Raw genomic sequence first — 299 nt, 5'->3', positions numbered from 1 at the left:
TCGCATGTATAAAGCTTATCAGTATTCCCCAACATACAAACTCCTGAGTGTATACAGGAAACGATTTCAACCATATTGTAAGTATATAATGTGACTCTAATAAAAATGGGATCATCATTACAAGAACAAGATACCCCTGTGCTTTAGCAGAAGCGAAAGTCAAGCTGATACTACGTTTAATATCACCTTGACTATAAGATTTTGTTATTTGTGGTGATATTGCAAGTCCTATATTTGAAGCAAAACTACTAAAAACAGACATCACCTGCATACAGATACCACGTGCCGCATTTACTGTT

1 pseudogene is annotated in these 299 nt (G+C 35.5%); it reads right to left on the bottom strand.

What is annotated here, in order from left to right:
* Positions 1 to 299, bottom strand: a pseudogene (locus BSAG_RS25490) (polysaccharide biosynthesis protein); the annotation flags it as partial.

The organism is Bacteroides sp. D1, assembly GCF_000157095.2.
In the GTDB taxonomy this organism is placed as follows: domain Bacteria; phylum Bacteroidota; class Bacteroidia; order Bacteroidales; family Bacteroidaceae; genus Bacteroides; species Bacteroides xylanisolvens.
Note: the sequence above shows the minus strand (reverse complement) of the source record. Positions and strands in the feature narration are given on the sequence as shown.